Below are 19,066 nucleotides of genomic sequence, written 5' to 3' on the forward strand. Positions count from 1 at the left end.
TGGGATCGGCAATTCTCAAGATCACCACCGGCAATTCTAATTATCGTTGATCAGCATGGTCGCGTTGTTGGCGGTGTGGCATAATCATCGTGTCTTCACCCGTGGCATCCACAAGGGGCTGAGTCCGCTCCATCTGAGTGGCATGACTGACGCGCCGACGGACTGGCTGGTAGCCTTGGACTATCCGCCCGCTGTGGCGGTCACGCCGCACGCTGCGCCGCTGGCGCAGGCGGCGTAACGTCAAACTGTAAAGTATCTACGAACCTTGTCTTAGACACAATACCTTGCAAAGAAGGCGGTTGGTTTGACGCAAAGACGCAAAGGCGCAAAGGTTTTTGCGTGGGTGACCGAACCCTTCGCGCCTGCGCGTGAGCGTATTTGCAAGGCAGGTGGTGTGACGCAAAGGCGCAAAGGTTTTCGTGTAGGTGACCGAACCCTTCGCGCCTTCGCGCCTTCGCGTGAGCGTATTTGCAAGGTAGCTGCAAACCCCTTAGCGTGTTGTTGCTGCCCGGATCGCCACCGGCAGGTAGACGGTATGCTTCGCCGGGCTCAGCGTCAGCCGCCACTCCGTTGCCGCCAGGGGCACCACGTGCCCACGCGCCGTGACCACACTCTGACCGTGCTCACCATCATCCACGAGCGTGATCGAGGTCGCGGCGGCGTCGGTGCGCGCCCGCACCTTGATCTGCGCGAGCTGCACCTCGCCCGTGGGAAGTTGCGATGCGAGGGTGCCCCGCGCCAGGATGATCCGTCCGGCGATGGGATCGACTACCTGCTGGAGCGGGTGTTCGAGCGTGGTATCGCCCGTCACGGCAAGCACTTCGAGCACGTTCGGGTCGAAGACCAACGTTGCGGCGGCCCCATCTAACCCGGTCGCTGGCGCGTTTACCGCCACGTTCAGGGTCACGATTGCCCCTGCGGTGAGGTTCGGCACGACCTGCTGTGCCCGCACCGCTGGCCTGCTGGCGCGGAATTCGGCGGGTGGTGACGCCTCAGCCCCTACCTTGCCAAAGTGCTTGGCGAGCAGCGAGAAGTCACGCAGGTTGATGATGCTATCGCCGTTGAAGTCCGCCCGCCCATCGTAGCCTACACTCCCGCTGCTGCGCCCGAACGTGGTGGCGAGCACCGAGAAGTCGAGCAACGAGATCCGATTGTCATTGTTGGCGTCGCCCGACGGGAGTGGCCCGATAGCAATCGTCGCTTCGGTTCCAGTCAACTCCTGCGTCACCTCCACCCGCAACGTCTGGGGATGCTTGACGCTCAGGGTGTAGGTCGCGGGGGCGAGGCTGTCGATCCGGAAGCGACCGGCCTGGTCAAGGGTCGGGGTCGCCCGATAGACGGGCGTGGTGCTTCCCGCCGTGCGCAGGCTCACCGTGAGCGGCAGGCTCAGACGCGGATCTGGAACGCCGGGCTCGCCTTCGAGGCTTACCTCGACTGTGACGTCCATCCCATCGCTCGCGTCAGGGTTCGGTGGAATGAACGGTGGCATCAGCACATCGCTCACCAGCGGCGGTGGATCGTTGCCTTGCTGCGCGAGCAACCCCTGCGCAAGAAAGCGTGTCCAGCCGTTGTCGCGGGTGATGTGAAAGAGGCGGTGCCCGACGTAGTTCATGAAGGCACTGTCGCTCGTGCTACTCGAACGCGGCGGATAGAAGAGCCCCAGGCCATGGGCGTTGTCGAGTTGCACGTTGTAGGTGCGTTCGCCACCCTGGTAGACATCCACATATTGGAAGGAGCGACTCGCACGCGAGCTGTAGGCCACAAAGCGCTGGTTGCTCGGCTCGGCCACCGCCAAGACCCGCTCGGCAGCGGCTTGCACCGCGCTATCTGGGATGCCATCGCGCAGCTTTTGTGCGAGATCCACTATATCCACGTAGCTGTCTTCGTTGTCGGGCTCGAAGGGCGAACCCTGCCCTGAGTCATACTTCTGCACGGTGCTGCGCAACTCACGCAGCGCCTGGCGGCGTGGATCGCGATCAGCTTCCACGTAGTTCAACAGGCTCTGGCCGAGCGCACTGAGCGCGGCTTCGAGTTCGGCAAAATGGCCCAGGTCAAAGGCGGCAATGGTGTAGGGCAGCGCCTCGGCATTGATGGCTGTCGCATAGTGCTGCGCGATCTTGACGGCTGCATCACGCGGGTCGCTCGCCTGACCGAGCATCTGGCGGTAGTGGTCGTACGCAAAGATGCCCCAGGCGGTGTTCGCCGACGCGACGACGAAGTCGGCCAGGCCCGCGGCGATCGCGGCGTTCTCGAAGAGCCCGAACGAGCAGGCGTCGTAGAAGAGGAGGTCGAGTTTGCGTGCGCCATCATCGGTCGCTTCGATCAGGGCGGCCCGCACCTCGAGCGAGGTCAGGAAGGGGGTTGGTGTGGTCTCCCCCTTGCTGGTCTCGTCCTGGGCAATGCCAACAATGCCGTTGGCGTGATCGACGATCGCCAGGGCGTAGTGGTCCGTAGCGGGTAGACTGGTAAAACCCCAGGTGAGGAAGTCGCGCAGGGTGCCAGGCTCATCCATCCGCGCCTCGATGAGATCGGTGCGCGCCCAGTTCCCTGCAGCATCGAGGGTGTAGCGCCGCGTATCGTTGACCCTCGGCCCGTCATAGAGTACGGCAACTTGCACGTTGGCTTGCGGCCCGGCCTTCTGCAAGCGGTAAAGCATGCCGTTCAGGGCTGCATTCTCGCCCATCCACGGGTCGAGGTTGTTATCGGCAGCGGCGTAGATCAGCAATGTCCAACTCTGGGTTCCATACCCACCCCCGCCGCCGTCGCGAATGATGATCTGCTGCTCGACGGTGGGCGACCAATCGCCTTCGTCGTCTTGTACCGCGAAGCTGATCGTATGCACGCCCACAGGAAGATCGGCGGCAGCACGACTGAAGCTGCGCTCGGTCGTGATCACGCTGCCGTTGAGCATCCAGCGATAAGCGCTGATCACATCGGTCGCATCAGAGTCAGCGCCCGTCCCCTCAAAGCGGATGGTATCAACACCCTGCCTGGCATCACGCGGCAAGATGCGGTTGATCGTGGCAATCGGGATCGGCTTGGCGTAGCTGCCGCTTGCCTGGTGTAGCCAGGTATCGCCCAGGAGTATACCCGCGTCATTCTCACCGCCAAAGGCGACCACCTCGCCACGGTACGCATCGTAGGCGACGACCATACGCTGCCGTGTACTCATCGGCGTTGTGGCGAGCCGTTCGCGCCAAACTTCCCCATCCCATTCCCAGGTGTCGCCACGCACACCGGCATCGTCGCGCCCGCCGATGACCACGATAACGCCACGGTCACGATCATACGCCGCGCCGTGCCCTGTACGCGCCACGAGGGGCTGCGCGGGCGTGGCATTCGTCCATGTCGTGCCGTCATACTCCCACACATCGGCAAGCAGACCACTCCCGCGTTGCCCGCCGACGAGTACCGCCACACCCCGGCGCTGGTCGTAGGTGAGCGTGGCCCCGGCGCGGGTGGGTGGTGTGCCCTCCACGTTGATCTGTCGCCACGTCGTGCCATCATATTCCCAGGTATCGTCCAGATACGCACCGCTTGCGCTCGCTCCACCAAAGAGCACCCACACATTGCGGCGCGTATCGAAGGTCAGGCTGTACGCGCTGCGCGCCGGAGGTCGGCTTGCGGGAGCTTGAAGGTGCCAGTCGGCCCCATCCCAGAGCCAGGTGTCGTCCAATGCGACGTTGCCCGCACCCGTGCCGCCGAACATCAACAATTGGCTCCCATCGCTATTGCGGGCGATCTGATGGGCTTGACGCGGCGGCGGCACCGTATCCGGGTCGAGTTGGAGCCAGTGGCTGCCCTGCCAATGGAAGGTACGCCCGCTCAGGCTGCCGTCCTGGGCGCGCCCGCCAAAGAGCAGACTCAGACCGTCGCTGGTGTAGTCCAGCGCAGCGGCGGAGAGGGCGGTGGGCACTACACTGTCATCGGGTTGCTCGCGCCAGGTTGAGCCGTCCCAGAGCCAGGCCATGTTCAGGGTACTAGCAGTATCGGTATGCCGTCCAAAGAGGGCCATCCCCTGGTTACCAGGCAACAATAGAAGGCCGGTTAAATCCTGCCCTGCTGGTCTGGATGTCCGTTCAAGGATGGCCCAGTTTACGCCGTCCCATTCCCAGACAGTGGTAGGAGATGTTTCGAGGAGAACGACGACACGTTGTCTTATCCGATCATAGACCATGGCTCCACAGTCTAGGAAACACCGCACTTTTAGGGTCGGATTCTGCTCAGTCCAGTTTGTGCCGTCCCATGTCATGACCTTACTTGGAGACTGATTGTTGACAATCTCTAAAAAAATAGTTTGCTGATTAGCCTCATTGTAGGCCATGAGAGGCTTATAATTCTGCTTTGGTGGAGATGTACTCGGCGAAGCATCAGTCCATGTAGTTCCATCCCACAGCCATGTATCGTTCAGCTGCGTAAAAGTAGCGGTCTTTCCGCCAAAAAGGACAATCCGCTGGTGTAGTTTATCGTAGATCATCTGATGATCTATACGAGGAGAAGGTGAAGCCACAGGGAAGACTTGTCTCCATGTGTATCCATCCCAGACCCACGTGGTATTGGCAGCTTTCGGTGAAGCCGCTGATTGTTGCCCTCCAAACATTAAGACATAATGATGGACTTCGTCATATACCATTGCCCCATAAGCAGTGTAAGGAGCACTCACTGGCGGTGTGCGCTGAGTCCATGTAACTCCATCCCATTCCCACGTATCCTCGGGCCTTGCTAATGACATCCTCCCGCTGAACAGCACAGCCCGCTTACGCTCCTGCTGGTAGGCCATCTGGTAGTCGTAGCGAGCAGCCGGACTCACCCGTGGCGAGCGTTGATTCCAATCTATATCATCCAACTCCCAGGTTTCGCCGGGGTAGATCCTGGCGGCGGCGTCGCTGTAGCCGCCCGCGAGCACAGGCACCTGGCGGGTGCTGTCGTAGGTCAACAGGGCACCCGCCCGTGGCGGCAGATCGACCCGCAGTTCGGCCCATGTCTCACCATCCCAGGCCCAGCTATCCTCCAGGGGCTTGCCGCCCGCGTCAACCCCACCGACCAGCAATACCTGCCCGCGCACCGGGTCGTAGCTCATCGCGTGACCGCTGCGGGCGCTGGGCATAGTCAGCGGATAGGCTCGTGCCCAGGTAGCCCCGTTGTACTCCCAAATGTCCTGCTGGAGCACACTGGCGCGCAGGCCGCCAAAGAGCACGAGCCGGTCGCGTTCAGCGTCGTAGGCAAGGTCGAAACCGGTGCGCGCCGGGGCCGGGATCGTCGCTGGTTGACGCATCCAGGTTGCGCCATCCCAGGCCCAGACCCCAAAGTCGGTAGGGTTGGCGGCGTCGGCACCGACCAGCAACACCCGGTTGCGGGCGCTGTCGTAGGCCATTGCTGCGCGCCCACTGAGTGCGGGGGGCGTGGGTATTACGCTCTCGCGCCAGATCGTCCCGTCCCACTCCCAGGTGTCGGTGAGTGCAACGCCTCCGCTGCCAGTGCCGCCAAAAAGGATGATGCGCTGACGGGCGACGTCGTAGGCCATCGTGTGCCCCGAACGGGCGGGCGGTACGACCATTGGTGCCAGGCGCATCCAACTGCGCCCATCCCAGGCCCGGGTTTCGGCGAGCGGCACATCAACACTGCCTTGGCGCTCAAGCCCACCGAAGAGGATGATCCGCTTGCGGGTGGCATCGTAGGCCATCGCCGCCGCCTTGAAGTTCGGCGTTGGGCGCTCACCGCGCGCCCAGTTGCTCTCGAAGGCGAGGCGGGGCAGCACCACATCAACTTGCTGGCCGCCCTCTTGGGCGATGAAACTGACGCTTTTGCTCTGCCCATCGGCGCTGGCGGTGATCGTCACGGTGTCGCCCGGTTCAGCCTGGAGCGCACTGGAATCGCCAAGGTTATCGCTGAGCAGCGCCGCGAAGAAGGGCAAGCCACCCGCCTCACCGCGCTGGGTCTGGGTCGTCAAGGTGCGGTCACCGACGCTGATCGTCACCTCGGCCCCGGCAATCGGCACGCCATTCAGGTAGACGTAGCCGCTCACGCAGCAGATCACGGCGGCAAAGCTGTCGAGCGCCGCCCCACGGATGCACGAGCGCGGCAAGGGCGGCGGGGCTAGCGGGGCCGCGAGCGGCATCATCGCCTGGTCAGCGGTCGCCGCAACCTGCTGATCCACGGGAGGCGGCCCTTCTTCGGGAACACCCTGGACGGTAGCGCTCGTGGTGAACGGTGACGACAAGAGGACGATCAGCAGCGTGATGAGCAGGAGCAGGCTAGCAGGGTGGGTAGAGCGCCTCATAGGAGTCCCTTTGTTTCAGAGTATGTAAGGTAGCGCTACGGCAACAGTCGGCGTTCCCTCACGCAGCAACAGTTGAAACGCGGCCCAGTAGTAGGGATGGACGTAGCCCATGGCCCGCGCCGCCGCACGCGCCGCGCTCAGGGCTTCGGTCGGGTTTTGCCCAGCGGCGAGCCCCTGGTAGAACTGCTCCATCATCAGGCTCGTGGCCTGATCATGCACCGGCCATAAGCTCGCGACGACCGCCCGTGCCCCTGCACTCAAAAAGGCTCCCGCTAGCGCCAGCGCGACCCCGCCTCGTTCCGGGGTGGTGCCGGTCTCGCAGGCGCTGAGTGTCACCAGGGCTGTGCCAGCCAGCGGCACATTGAGCACGTCGGCGAGCAAGAGCGGGCCGTCGGCCAGGCTGAGCTGGGAGAGCAAGGGGGCATAGGGGTTGACCTGGCCGTGAACAGCAAGGTGCAGGAAGGCCGGCGGCTCTTCCCAGTGCAGATCACGCAGGTGAGCTGGGTAGACCTGACGGGCTGACGGGAATTGGCGCTGAATGGCCGCAAGTTCGGCGACGACATAAGGAAGAGGGGGCTGACCTTCCCAGCCGAGCAGCAAGGGGGTTCCCGTGGCCTGGGGCACGGGTGGCATCGCAAGCAGCGCAAGTGAGGGGATCAGGTGCAGGTTGTACTCTTCATCGAGGTAGCGCGAACCAGCCTGGGTGTGGTCGCGCAGCGCCGCCCAGGGCACACTGTAGAGCGGCCCATCCGGTGCGATGATCACCTGGTTGACGTCGGCAGCGAAGGTGGCAATGATCGGCGCGATCAGCAGGTGGTAGAGCTCGCCCAATAATCGCTCGCTGGCGGCAAGCTGGCCCGTTGCCATGCGCTGCTGTTGTGCGGGCGAGCTACAATGCCCCAACGCATGGTGCTGAAGCGTCAGCCGACTCAGCAGTTGCGTCACCTGCGCCACCGAACCAAGCTCCACCTGGCGCACCGCTGCGTCAGCCGTCAGCAGAAACGCCCAGATCTGCCCGTCCGCAATGAGGTACTCGACGCCGACACTGGTGGACGGCAAGCATTGCTGGATCGACGCCAACGCGGGGAGGGTCTGCACGGGACGCTGGCGGAGGTGCTGGCGGGCCAGGCTTTGCAGGGTCGTCTCGGCCTGCTTGATCCGCTCGGCACAGAGGGTCTGGTAGGCAAGCTCATCCTCAGGATGCATCTGCGCCCGCCAGTAGTCCCACGCGGTCTTGGCGCTGAGCCAGGCTGGATCCTGGAGCAGTGACGCGTGCAGAGACGCGGCGCTCGGCGCGGCGAGCTCAGCCCAGATCCCGCCTTTGGCTTCGAGCAGGCTCTGCACGGCTGCCTCGAGGCGCCCGGCTTGCAGATAGCTACTGATCAGGTGGGCATAGAGCGGAGCCGTGCCGGTCAGATAGCTTGCCTTCAACTCTTCACTCGGTAGCATCCGCCGGGTTGCCGCGGCCAGGTCGGCCGCACGCTGGAGGGGCACCCAGGCTTCGGTGGCAGACATCCGGCGGGCCTGCTCAACCAGGGCGCGCTGCTCGATGCCATCGAGTCCATGTTCACGGGCTACATCAGCCAGGTGCTGATAGCGTCGCACGGCGGCCCTGGCATGTTGCGTCAAGGCTGCCGCCAGTAACTCCAGCTCGAGTTGCTCAGCCAGCACCCCGGCATCCGCGATGGTCGCCTGAGCCGCCGCCACCTGGGCTAGGGCAAGGCGACGTTCAGCAGCGTTACGCTGAAAGCGCGGATGGGCGGTGTAACCCTGGAGCAACGCCTGGAGCACCGGCGGCAACGGGGACTGCATGGCGAGCGCCGTCGCACGCGCAAGATCCTGGCGGGCAAGGGCGTTCTGATCGAGGGCCAGGGCCAGCCGTACGGCGAAGAGGATAGCCTCCACCGCCTCCTGAAGCAGCCCGGCCTGTTCAAACATATGAGCCGCCTGGAGCGCCGCACGGCGGGCTTCGAGGGGCAATTGCAGGCGCTCGAAGAGCACCGCTTCTTCGAGCGCCACCGTCGCCTGGTCAAGCTCGATCCGGGCCGTCGCAAAATCGGTACGAGCCTGGGCCAACAGGCGCAGCGCGGTGAAGAGTTCGCCACGATAGGTCGCCAAGCGCGCCTGGTTCACGGCGACACGCGCCCGCAGTTCGGCAGAGCCACATGCTTCAGCCACCGCACCTGCACGTTCGAGCGTCGCTTCCGCCAGCGTAAATTGACCCAAGAAGAGCGCCGCAAATGCCTGGTTGATCAGCGCCTCGGCCTGCGCTGCGGGCTGGTGATAGCTCACGGCCAACGCCTCGGCCTCGCGGGCCGTCGTGAGCATAGCCTCGTAGTGGCCCATCCGTCCTTCAATATCAGACCGGTTCATGTAGAGCGCTGGCAGGCGATTCTGAGCGTCCGGTGCATCTGCCAGGCACTCAGCTGCGCGCCTGATCGCCGTGTGCGCTTCGTCGAGCCGACCGAGTTGCCCCAACAACCCGGCGCGTCCGATCAGCAAGCGCCCCTGTTCGGGCCGACGATCCTGCGCCACAAAATAGGCATAGGCAGCATCGAGGTGGCTCAAAGCTGGCCTGGTCTCGCGATTGAGCAGCGCCAACCCATGACACCAGTGCGCGAGAGCCGTGGCCTCGGGGTGCTGCGTTGCTTGAGCCACCGCCCAGGCACACGCCACCGCCAGTTCAACCTCGGAAACGGCCCCGGTATCGAGCAGGTCAAGAATCGTATCGCGTAGCTGAGCCAGGAGCGCCAGCGGGTCGATCGGGTTCACTGCCAACCACGCGGCGATCCGGGTTGGCTCAGCCTGGGTCGCCCATAGTGCTGGCAGCATCGCCTCAAGCATGGGAAAGCGTGAGCGCAGGGAGCAGCACCACCCCCTCGGCAAAATGCACTTGCACCAGATACGTGCCAGCAGCAAGACGCGTAAAGGTAAAGAAGCCGTCCGCATCAGTCGTGCGGGGGCGGGGCCGCGCCTGATCGCCACGGAGCCTCACCCGCACATCAGGGGCAGGCTGATCATGGTGCGTGACATAGCCCTCGATCCGCCAGTAATCGTTCTCTGGCGGCGGCAGGCGGAGCACAATCTGGACGGCAAGCTCGCTTGCGTAGAACGATTGATCGGGCACGACTGGCGCGATGCTGCGCATGCCAGCGCCAAGCAACTGCGGCAGCGCCACAAAACGCGGCAGCCTGAAACGACCGGGGCGATCGGCTGGCTGACTCTGAAGCGCCAGGAGTTCGGTGAACATCTCTTTGGCGCGAGGATTGGCCCGCACATAGGCCGCAACGCGAAGTTGTTGCTGCGGCGTCGCCTGACCAGTAGCCACATCAACGAGATCCTGGGGCTCAGGGACAGACAAGCCATCCAAGGATTGGTGAATGTGTTGCTCTACGCGACGCAGTTGCTCAAACTCCTGCCGCAGCTCGGCTGAGGCTTCCAGAGCCTGTTCAACATGCGGCAACGCCACACCATCGAGGTACGCCAGCAAATCACCAGGTTCAATCGGCTTCGTATTCATACAAGTTTTCCCAGCATACTGAAGTCGGCACTACGGTAGGCCCAATGTAATGCTTCATTTTTGAAGCACATTATCCATCTAGCAAGATAAACCGGACTTACAACGTATTTCCACCATCAAGCTTCAAGCATATCACCGATCTCGGGCAACTTAGCGAGCAGCTTAATGCACCGCTCGATCAGGCGATAGGCATCTTTGATCGTCAGCGAAGCATCGCGATCACGGAGAGCGGCAGCGATCGTCGCCGGATCCTCATGCAGTACAAAGCGGCGACGAAACGCCTCGCGGTGCAACTCATCAGGCAGCAACACGAGGCAACGTTCATAGAAAGCGTGGCGCATCACAGCATCTGTCTCTTCTCCCTGGCTTGGCTCGAAGCGCAGTGACTCCAGGGCAATGGCCGGGGATATGCGGGGCATTTTCAGGCATGTGTGGAAGACAGTCGTATGCAAATAAACGCGGTATTCGGCAAATGAACGTGCCTGATACGGTGAGGTCGGATGGCGAAATTTGCGCAGCAGATTGATCGCCACCTCTTGCTGCAAGTCATCCAGATCGCCACGGCACTGCACTGGACACAGCTTGCGTACGAGGGGAATGCTGATCCGCCAGAGCCAAGCAAAGGCATCCTCGTCGCGGTTGGCCGCACGGCGCAAAATTTCTTCGCAACTCCGACTATCTTGGCGGCTGTCGCGTGATTGCTGAAAGGCAGCGAGCTGGGCTTCACAGCGGCTATAGAGATCATCAAGCGTAAGCGAACCCAGTAAAATATCGTGATCAGAACGAGAACCAGTGTTCATAACGAGAACCCTCAGCAACAATGATGCAGCTACGATGGGCAACGATTAGCATGATTTCACTTTGTGCATGTTGCCGGATTGTACAACAAACAGATACAAGGTTCAACTACACACCCATTATACGCTGCACATGCTGATACGGGCGACAACGGGGAGCTAGGCTCCCCGTTGTCGCCCGTATCAGCATACTTCTTGCGTGCCGCAGGCCACTTACTGTCGACGGCTGCGTACAATGATCACGATCCCACCGATGACGAGGAGCAACGGCCAGATGTAGTTGAGGGTGCTGAGCATACCCAACCCAACTTCACCGAGGAAGAGAGCCCCACCAATGAACGCCATGATGCCAGCAGGAATGAGGGGCCAGAACAGCGCCTCGTTGCTGAAGAGACGCGTGAAAAGGGTGATGCTAGCCCAACCGAGGGCAAAAGCAAGCAGGAAGGTAGCGCCTTCGACCGGTTCCCCGCTAACTATGCCGCTCTCGATCAACATGACACCAAGACCAATGCCATTGAGAATACCGCCAGGGATGAACCAGCCCGCATGCCTGGTGGCGATGCCCGCTACCGTGAAGCCAACGCCAAGCGTAAGCAGCACCCAGACACCTTGATTAAAGAATTGGGCAAGTACAAGGGCAATGCCAGCAACAATAAGGAGCATACCGCCAACGAGTTGGTGTTGCTTATTCCCGTGCTGCTCTGTCTGGTGATCGTGCTGGTTGCGCTGATTGATTGTGTTCTGCATCGGAAACCTCCTGTGGTTCGCTACACTTATTATGCTGACTTCAGCATACGCCAAACTGCTGCCTGCCACCAGTGTAAGAGGGTAGAACTCAGAGGGATGACTTTTGATAGAAGCAAGAAAGCGATGGTATGATAAGAGTGATGACTAAGCATCAAGATTCAAGGCATGCCCATGCGCTGGAGTAGCATCATTGACAAGTTGAAGCACCCACGCCTCACGTTCACCCTAGCCCCCTCTAGCCTGTGGCGCGAGCTACGGAAGCGCTTCATGCCGACGGGCGAAAATGCGCTCCAGTTGGCAGCGCACATCATGGTGCTCGGGGCCATGATCTTCTTTATTCTCAACCAGCGCGATGTGGGTACTCTATGGTTTAGCGTCGGGCTCCTCGCGCTGGCGACCATGTTTGTGTTGAATATGGTGCTTGGCGACCTTGAAAGCGCGCTGGGCATGCAACGCGCCGACTGGCTCCATCTCGGGGTAAATGGCCTCCTCTGGTTTGTCCTGGTCTGGATTACCGGGCTAAGTGATAGTACGAATTTTAGTTTTGTCCCCTACCTCATTTTTGTTTTGACTGCCCAGGCCTTTGTGATGCTGACGACACCCCGGGCAACCCTCTATTTGCTCGGCCTCATCGCTAGCTGGGTGTCAGCCCTGTTGCTGGTCGGCATTGCGCTGGAGGTGATTCTGTGGAATCTCTTCGTCTTGAGCACCGGGCTCATCTTTGTGATCGTTGTCTCGACAGTACTTAATCTCTACCGTCAGCAAACCGAGCGGGCCGAGGCCCTGCTGGATCAGTTGCGTGCGGCCAATGTGGAACTGGAGGCTTCGCGGCGGCGCGATTACGATCTTGCGGTAGCCGAAGAGCGGGTGCGGCTGGCACGCGACATCCATGATGGCCTGGGGCACCACCTCACCGCACTGAACCTCCAGCTTCAAGCGGCAGCACGCCTGATCGAACGCGATCCTGCTCGTGCCGCCACCGCAATCCAGACGAGTCGCACGGTGGCGCAGGCCGCCCTCGATGAGGTGCGCCAGAGTGTCGCCGCCATGCGCCAGAAGCCCCTCGCCAGCGAGAGTCTTCCTGCGAGTCTCGAGCAACTCGCGACAACCTTTGGTCAACATACGGGCTTGCAGACCAGCTTGGAGTTACAGGGCGAACCGTGTGAGTTGCCGTCCACAATGCTGCAAACGCTCTACCGCGCCGTGCAAGAGGGCTTGACCAACGCCCAGCGCCATGGAGCGGCAACGATGGTGCAGCTTCAATTGACCTATGAGCCCGATCATGTGTGCCTGAAGATCGTTGATAATGGGCGCGGGAGTAGCGCAACTGCGGGTAGTGGCTTTGGCCTCGCAGGGATCCGCGAGCGCGTAGAGCAACTTGGCGGCCAATTGCATGCGGGTCCTGAGGCGGAGGGAGGGTTTGTGCTGATGATTCGTTTACCCGTGAAACTAAAGGAGCAACCCCGATGATCCGTGTGGTGCTCGTAGATGATCAGACCCTGGTACGACAGGGCATCCAGACCCTGATTGAACTTGAGGATGATATTTGTGTGGTGGGCGCAGCCAGTGATGGTCGTGAGGCGCTTGCGGTCGTGGCCGCGCAACGCCCCGATGTGGTCTTGATGGACGTGCGGATGCCACACATGGATGGGGTTGCCGCAACCCGTGCGCTCTTGACCGAACAACCCAACCTGGGGGTCATCATCCTGACCACGTTCGATGATGATGAGTATGTCTTTGCGGGGCTGCGAGCCGGGGCGCGTGGCTATATGCTCAAGGATACAAACGCCGAGGAGATTGTGGCAGCCGTACGCGCCGTAGCCGCAGGCGAGGCGCTGATTCAGCCCAGCATCACGCGCAAAGTGGTCGCCGAATTCTCGCGCCTGGCCAATGACCGCTCCGCTGTTCCTCTGGCCCTTGCCGCAACACCGCTCATTGAACCCTTGACCGAACGTGAACAAGAGGTGCTGCGGGCACTCGCCGTCGGCCATTCCAACCGCGAGATCGCCAATCAGCTTATGATCACCGAAGGCACCGTCAAGAACCATGTCTCGAATCTGTTGGCAAAACTTGAGGTACGTGACCGTACCCAGGCCGTGCTCAAGGCGCAGCAACTTGGCTTGCTCGGGTGAGGTGCGGAAGCATGACATCATGCGTACCCACCGCTACATATTCAAGCACATCATGCTAGGGCGATTGCATCTTCCGTGTATGCACCCCGCCAAGGCACCCGCAAGGGCACCCGCAAGGGCACCCGCAAGGGGTGCCCCTACAGGGCCGGGGGACGGGCCCGGTGTAGGGGCACCCCTTGCGGGTGCCCCGTTGTATCCGATTTCGTATGATACAATCGCCCTACCTTCGCTGCGAACGGTCAAGCTCGTTTAAAACATGCCTACCGCCGGATAAAGGGTAGGTAGATCAAGGGTCTTTCCAGGGCGGTGCGGTTGAGCACTAGCGGGGCCGAGGCTTGACCGCTGGCGACGTTGCCCCGCGCAACGGCGCGCACGGTGACGGTCGCAGTCTCGTCGCTGGCGGTGGGCAGCGTGGTCTCCAGGATGGCGTCGAGCATCAGAGCTGCCGCGAGTCGCGCCGGGACAAAGACGGAGCCAGCTTCGAGTTCGAGGCGGACGCCGTTGACGTCAATGCTGGCGGTGAGGTCGTAGGTGGCGTCGAGGGTACCGGTGTTGCTGATGACGGCGAGATAGCGTACCGGGTTGTCGGTGCGTAGTTGCTGGTTGTCCCCGGTGAGGCTCACCGCGACGTCGTTGCGCCCGGCAATGGTCACCTCTGCCGTGGCAAAAGAACTGATCCCGGCCTCGGCCTGCGAACGGGCAGTGACGGCGAGCCGATGCGTGCCCGGCAAGACAAATGGCATTGGCCCACCTTGCACCGGTACGCTCGTTGAACTGCCTGGCAACAACGCAACCGTCGAGCTTGCCAGGCTTGCATTGAGCCCCAGGAAGCCGCCGAGCGCCAGGTCGTAGGTGTCGGCAACCGTACCGGTATTCGTTACCTGCACCTGCCAACTCTGGCCCTGATCCGGGTCAAAGGGGGCGCTCGTCGGGGTCAGGGCGACGCTGACACCACGGGTGCCGATAACCACGTCGGCGACGGCGATGGCCTGCGCCGGGTTGGCCTGTGCGTTCACGCGCACCCGCACAGGGTAACGACCTGGCGGCGTGCCTGCCGGTGGCGTCACTAGCAATTGAACCTCGGCGCGGTTGAAGACAAATGGTGTGAGGGTCAGTTCGCTTACCGGGGCGCTGTTGGCAAGCAACGCTCCTTGCCAACCCGATGGCAACTCGGGAACAAGGGCGAAGGTTGACGCCATGCTGCCGCTGTTGGTCACAGTTAGGGTCAGCACGCTCGTGGTAGACGGGCCACCCACGGCCTCGCCTGGCGCGAGTTGGGCGGTGACACTGACGGCACCATTCTGCACCAGGGTCGCCTGCGCCGTCGTGGTCAACGGATCAGTCGGGTCACTCAGGATAGCGCGTACCGCAAAGGGCGTCACTTGCTGCGCCGCCGTCGCGGTCACGGTGAGCGGCAACGTCGCCACGCCTCCCGCTGGTACAGCGACGCTTGCGGCAAGAGCGACGCTCAGGCCATCCAGCCCCATCACGGCCAGATCGTAGGTGCGGACGGTCGCCTCGTCGTTGTGCAGGGTCACGGTCGCACTGACGGTTTCACCATAGGCTGCCTGCAACGCGGGCGGGGTAACGCCTAAACGCAGCCCGGCGAGCACGTCGAGCATGCTCGTGGCCTGATCGCTCGTGCCGTCAGGCAGCGTTGTGCGGATCGTGAAGGGCAGCACACCTGGCAATGTCGCTGCCGAGGGCGTCAGCGTCAGCGGCAGGCGCAACCGTGTTTCGGGTTCCACCCGAACCTCGCCAGGCAGATCGGCCCAGACGATGGGAAGGCCGTCGAGGTTCAGCGTGAAGGTCAGCGCAGTGGTCGTCGGGTTGAAGAGTTCGACTTCGTAGCGAGCCTGGCTGCCTGGTCTGGCTGCGGGTTGTACCGGCTCGATGGTGACCAGCCGTGCTGCGGTGACATAGAGCGGCGGGAAGGTGAGCTTGTTGCGCCCACTCGCCAGCGTAGCAGTCACCGTCGTACCCTCGCTGACCGCGCGTACTTCGCCCGGTTGCATCGCGGTCAACTGGGCCGCAAAGCTGAGCGTGCGCACCGGTTGCGCCAGACCCTCCTGCCGATAGCGCCAGGTCAGCCCTGGCGCAGGCGTGCGCGGCTGCAACGAGAAGGTCGTGGTCAACGGCACAACCCCGGTCGCCGGGAGCGGATGTTCCACATCAAGCAGATAGACAGGCACCGGGTTGCGCAACGGCGACTGCGTGCGATAGGTATTGTGAACCTCCCAGCTATTCGGTTCCAGCACCGGCACCGTCAGGTCGTCATTGGCATTGGTGATATGGTAGTTGTACTGCGTCCAGAGCGGGCGGGCGGCGCTCCAGCCGCTAAAGCCGACGACGTAGAACCCCTCATTGTCGCCTACAACGATCTCGGCCTGTCCGTCGCCATCCACATCGGCGATAATCGGATAATCGTTGACCGTCCCCGAGTTGATCAGCGGCTCGTTGAAGAGCAGCGTGCCATCACTGCCCTGGAAGATCGCCAACCCGGTTCCAGCCCCATTCCAGACCACCTCGTAGCGACCATCGCCGTCCAGATCCATCACGGTAACCCCCGAGGATGAGGTTGTCCGATCAAGTACGGGTTGCGTCCAAAGCAAGCTGCCATCAGCGTTGAGCACGATGATGTCCTGTTCGTCGGCGGGCCATGGTCGCTTCATCACAGTGACGATCTCGACTTCGCCGTCGCCATCTACATCGGCAAGCGAAACCGAACCAGGATTGAGGCGTTGACCGGCGTCGTAGCTCCAGATCAAGCTCCCATCAGCGTTGAGCAGTTCGATCTTGGTGTCCCAGACCATCACAATTTCGGGATCGGAGTCGCCACCGGGCTGGTTGCCGTCAAGGTTGGCGACCGCTGGCGCCCCCCAGGTGCCTTCGCCCCACTGTGTGTCTGCCTCATAGGTAATTGTGGTCGTGCGTCGCCACAACTCGCTGAGCGTGCCGTTGGTGTAGCTGAGCGCTATCAGAATGTTGCGCTGACCAACCAGGATCTCGGGTCGCCCGTCGCCGGTCAGATCGGCGAGCAGTGGCGGTGTAGCCGTGAATTGGAAGTCGCTGACCGGCAGATCGTAACGTGCTGCGACCGTGCCGTCAGCCTTGAAGACGATCAGGCGCTGAGTGTCCACCCCAGGGTTCGGCCAGAGATCCAGATGCCCGACCGCGACGATCTCGGCCTCGGGATCAGCATCAAGGTTCGCGACAGCCGGCCCACCCCACCCCAACGACTCAAAAAATACGCGAACTTTTATCGTATGGGGACGGATTTCGCTGTTTGACCATAACGGCGTACCATCGTGGGCAAACGCAAACACGCCCCGGTCACTGCCGACGATCACTTCGACTAGACCGTCGCCATCCAGGTCAACCAGCGCTGGCGTATCGCCCAACCCGACCTCGCGTTGCCAGATGATCGGTGTCCCGTCGCCCGCATCCTGACCGTCGCCCCGGTAGATGTAGAGGTTGCCGTTGCCTGAACTGAGCGCTAATTCGACGCTCCCATCACCATTAAGATCGCCAGCAGTGATAGTTGTGAGGACGTAACCATCGTTGCTCGCGGGCACGTCGCTGTACCACTCGACCATCGGTATGCCCACGAAGGGGGTCGCCGAACTGTCGAAACCAACCAGGCCACCCCTGCGCAGGTTGGCAATGCGTACGACATGCGGCCCTTCGCCAAGCCCGGCGAGACGGATCGGCACGGGCGACCGCGAGAAGGCGTAGGTCAGGTCAACCAGACCCTGGCTCACTTCATCAACAAAGACTTCCACCAGCGTCGGCCCATTCTGGTCGGCACTATTGGTCACACCCACCAGGGTCAGGGCGTCGCCAACGGTATGGAACCACGTCGTGGTGCCGCGCTCGATGAACTCACCACCGGGCAAGCGATCGTTGGACACCACCTGCCAGTCGTTGCTCCGGTAGACCCGCGCCGAAGAGGCGGTAAAAAGCCCCTCGTCCATTGCGGTGCCATCCCAGGCATCAATAAAATCGAGCGTAATCCAGCTATCGGTCGACGAAATGTTCTGGGTACCGAGCACGCGCACATCGAGCGTGTGCGGACCTTCACCCAGGTTGCTGTAGACCGTACTGGTGATGCCGGCGGTCGCACTGTATGTATCAAGCACCCCCTGGCTCACGCCATTGATGAAGACCTCGGCTTGCCCGCCGTTGGTGCTGGTCAGCAACCCCAGGTGCGCCCAGCTTCCCGTGAAGGTCAGGCTCACCTGGTCAGTCGCCGTGCGCGACGCTACCGCGTACCCGCCACTCGCCAAGCCCGACCCCGTGTCGTCCCAGGTCGTCGGGGCGACCGTCAGCGGCACGCCGTTGAAGCGCAATTCGGGCGCGTCTTCTTCGTAGCGGCTGATCCCGCTGCGCGTCGGTGATTCCACAAACGGAGCCTCGCCCGGGGTGATGAAGGCGTCTAGGCTCGCATTGCCCCGGGATTGCTCCACCAGCACCACATGCGGCCCCGCCCCCAACCCCGCAAACGCGAGCCGCTGCGGGCCAAGCGTTGGTGCGTTCAGGTCAAAGACCCCTTGCTCCTCCCCATCAATGCTGATCCGCGTCTGGCCGAAGTTCGGCCCCACCATCACCCGCAAGCTGAAACTATCCCCCGTCAACGGGAACCACGCCCGCCCATTGCTGTACCAATAGAGGTATCCGCCGCCGCTAGCTTCGTCACTCGTCTGCGCGATCCAGGCCCCGCCAAGTTGCACCCGGGCGTCGTTCTCTTCAAAGGTGCCGTCCGGCAGCAACGTGCCGTCCCAGGTGTCCAGATAATCGAAGTTGACCCAGCTATCGGTCGATAACGCATTTTCCGTCCCGAGCACACGTACCTCCAGGGTATGCGGCCCCGGCCCGAGGTCAGCATAGGCACGACTGAGCACCCCGGCGACCCGGCTGTACGTGTCCAGCACCCCCTGGCTCACGCCATTGATGAAGACCTCGGCTTGCCCGCCGTTGGTGCTGGTCAGCAACCCCAGGTGCGCCCAGCTTCCCGTGAAGGTCAGGCTCACCTGGTCAGTCGCCGTGCGCGACGCTACCGCGTACCCGCCACTCGCCAAGCCCGACCCCGTGTCGTCCCAGGTCGTCGGGGCGACCGTCAGCGGCACGCCGTTGAAGCGCAATTCGGGCGCGTCTTCTTCGTAGCGGCTGATCCCGCTGCGCGTCGGTGATTCCACAAACGGAGCCTCGCCCGGGGTGATGAAGGCGTCTAGGCTCGCATTGCCCCGGGATTGCTCCACCAGCACCACATGCGGCCCCGCCCCCAACCCCGCAAACGCGAGCCGCTGCGGGCCAAGCGTTGGTGCGTTCAGGTCAAAGACCCCTTGCTCCTCCCCATCAATGCTGATCCGCGTCTGGCCGAAGTTCGGCCCCACCATCACCCGCAAGCTGAAACTATCCCCCGTCAACGGGAACCACGCCCGCCCATTGCTGTACCAATAGAGGTATCCGCCGCCGCTAGCTTCGTCACTCGTCTGCGCGATCCAGGCCCCGCCAAGTTGCACCCGGGCGTCGTTCTCTTCAAAGGTGCCGTCCGGCAGCAACGTGCCGTCCCAGGTGTCCAGATAATCGA

Annotated in this window: 9 protein-coding genes; 3 read left to right on the forward strand and 6 right to left on the reverse strand. The window is 62.2% G+C overall.

The window, feature by feature from the left end; all coding sequences use genetic code 11:
- Positions 1-55 precede the first annotated feature (55 nt).
- Positions 56-238: a hypothetical protein gene (locus EYB53_RS20275; RefSeq protein WP_135480435.1), complete on the forward strand. Its 183-nt coding sequence runs from the start codon at positions 56-58 to the stop codon at positions 236-238.
- 252 nt (positions 239-490) lie between these two features.
- Here the strand turns inward: EYB53_RS20275 and EYB53_RS20280 are convergent, their stop codons facing one another.
- The 5 genes from EYB53_RS20280 to EYB53_RS20300 form a co-directional block, all read right to left on the reverse strand.
- Entirely contained in the window at positions 491-6,280 is a 5,790-nt protein-coding gene (locus tag EYB53_RS20280; RefSeq protein WP_135480437.1) for a Kelch repeat-containing protein, read from the reverse strand.
- A 15-nt stretch (positions 6,281-6,295) separates the two neighbouring features.
- The gene (locus tag EYB53_RS20285) at positions 6,296-9,112 is read right to left on the reverse strand and encodes a CHAT domain-containing tetratricopeptide repeat protein (RefSeq protein WP_167857507.1); all 2,817 of its coding nucleotides are present in this window, start codon (positions 9,110-9,112) and stop codon (positions 6,296-6,298) included.
- A gap of 4 nt (positions 9,113-9,116) precedes the next feature.
- On the reverse strand, positions 9,117-9,800 hold the full coding sequence (locus EYB53_RS20290; protein ID WP_135480442.1) for a carboxypeptidase-like regulatory domain-containing protein: 684 nt from the start codon (positions 9,798-9,800) through the stop codon (positions 9,117-9,119).
- Between the two features lie 116 nt (positions 9,801-9,916).
- On the reverse strand, positions 9,917-10,600 hold the full coding sequence (locus EYB53_RS20295; protein WP_135480445.1) for an RNA polymerase sigma factor: 684 nt from the start codon (positions 10,598-10,600) through the stop codon (positions 9,917-9,919).
- A gap of 210 nt (positions 10,601-10,810) precedes the next feature.
- The gene (locus EYB53_RS20300) at positions 10,811-11,344 is read right to left on the reverse strand and encodes a hypothetical protein (protein ID WP_135480447.1); all 534 of its coding nucleotides are present in this window, start codon (positions 11,342-11,344) and stop codon (positions 10,811-10,813) included.
- A gap of 165 nt (positions 11,345-11,509) precedes the next feature.
- Here EYB53_RS20300 and EYB53_RS20305 point away from each other — a divergent pair, with 165 nt between their 5' ends.
- Together EYB53_RS20305 and EYB53_RS20310 are read left to right on the forward strand one after the other, a co-directional pair.
- On the forward strand, positions 11,510-12,814 hold the full coding sequence (locus EYB53_RS20305) for a sensor histidine kinase (protein WP_135480449.1): 1,305 nt from the start codon (positions 11,510-11,512) through the stop codon (positions 12,812-12,814).
- Positions 12,811-13,476: a response regulator gene (locus EYB53_RS20310; protein ID WP_135480451.1), complete on the forward strand. Its 666-nt coding sequence runs from the start codon at positions 12,811-12,813 to the stop codon at positions 13,474-13,476. The genes EYB53_RS20305 and EYB53_RS20310 overlap by 4 nt, the downstream gene beginning before the upstream one ends.
- Before the next feature lie 260 nt (positions 13,477-13,736).
- Here EYB53_RS20310 and EYB53_RS20315 read toward each other — a convergent pair.
- Positions 13,737-19,066: FG-GAP-like repeat-containing protein (locus EYB53_RS20315; protein ID WP_205712705.1), on the reverse strand; the 5,330-nt coding region annotated here is incomplete at its 5' end.

It is taken from the genome of Candidatus Chloroploca mongolica, from assembly GCF_004762035.2.
GTDB classification, from domain to species: Bacteria; Chloroflexota; Chloroflexia; order Chloroflexales; family Chloroflexaceae; genus Chloroploca; species Chloroploca mongolica.

What these genes read in the sequence shown, in the direction of transcription:
- EYB53_RS20275 (WP_135480435.1), top strand. Translation starts at nt 56, where the DNA reads ATGGTCGCGTTGTTGGCGGTGTGGCATAATCATCGTGTCTTCACCCGT.
- EYB53_RS20280 (WP_135480437.1), bottom strand. Translation starts at nt 6,280, where the DNA reads ATGAGGCGCTCTACCCACCCTGCTAGCCTGCTCCTGCTCATCACGCTG.
- EYB53_RS20285 (WP_167857507.1), bottom strand. Translation starts at nt 9,112, where the DNA reads ATGCTGCCAGCACTATGGGCGACCCAGGCTGAGCCAACCCGGATCGCC.
- EYB53_RS20290 (WP_135480442.1), bottom strand. Translation starts at nt 9,800, where the DNA reads ATGAATACGAAGCCGATTGAACCTGGTGATTTGCTGGCGTACCTCGAT.
- EYB53_RS20295 (WP_135480445.1), bottom strand. Translation starts at nt 10,600, where the DNA reads ATGAACACTGGTTCTCGTTCTGATCACGATATTTTACTGGGTTCGCTT.
- EYB53_RS20300 (WP_135480447.1), bottom strand. Translation starts at nt 11,344, where the DNA reads ATGCAGAACACAATCAATCAGCGCAACCAGCACGATCACCAGACAGAG.
- EYB53_RS20305 (WP_135480449.1), top strand. Translation starts at nt 11,510, where the DNA reads ATGCCCATGCGCTGGAGTAGCATCATTGACAAGTTGAAGCACCCACGC.
- EYB53_RS20310 (WP_135480451.1), top strand. Translation starts at nt 12,811, where the DNA reads ATGATCCGTGTGGTGCTCGTAGATGATCAGACCCTGGTACGACAGGGC.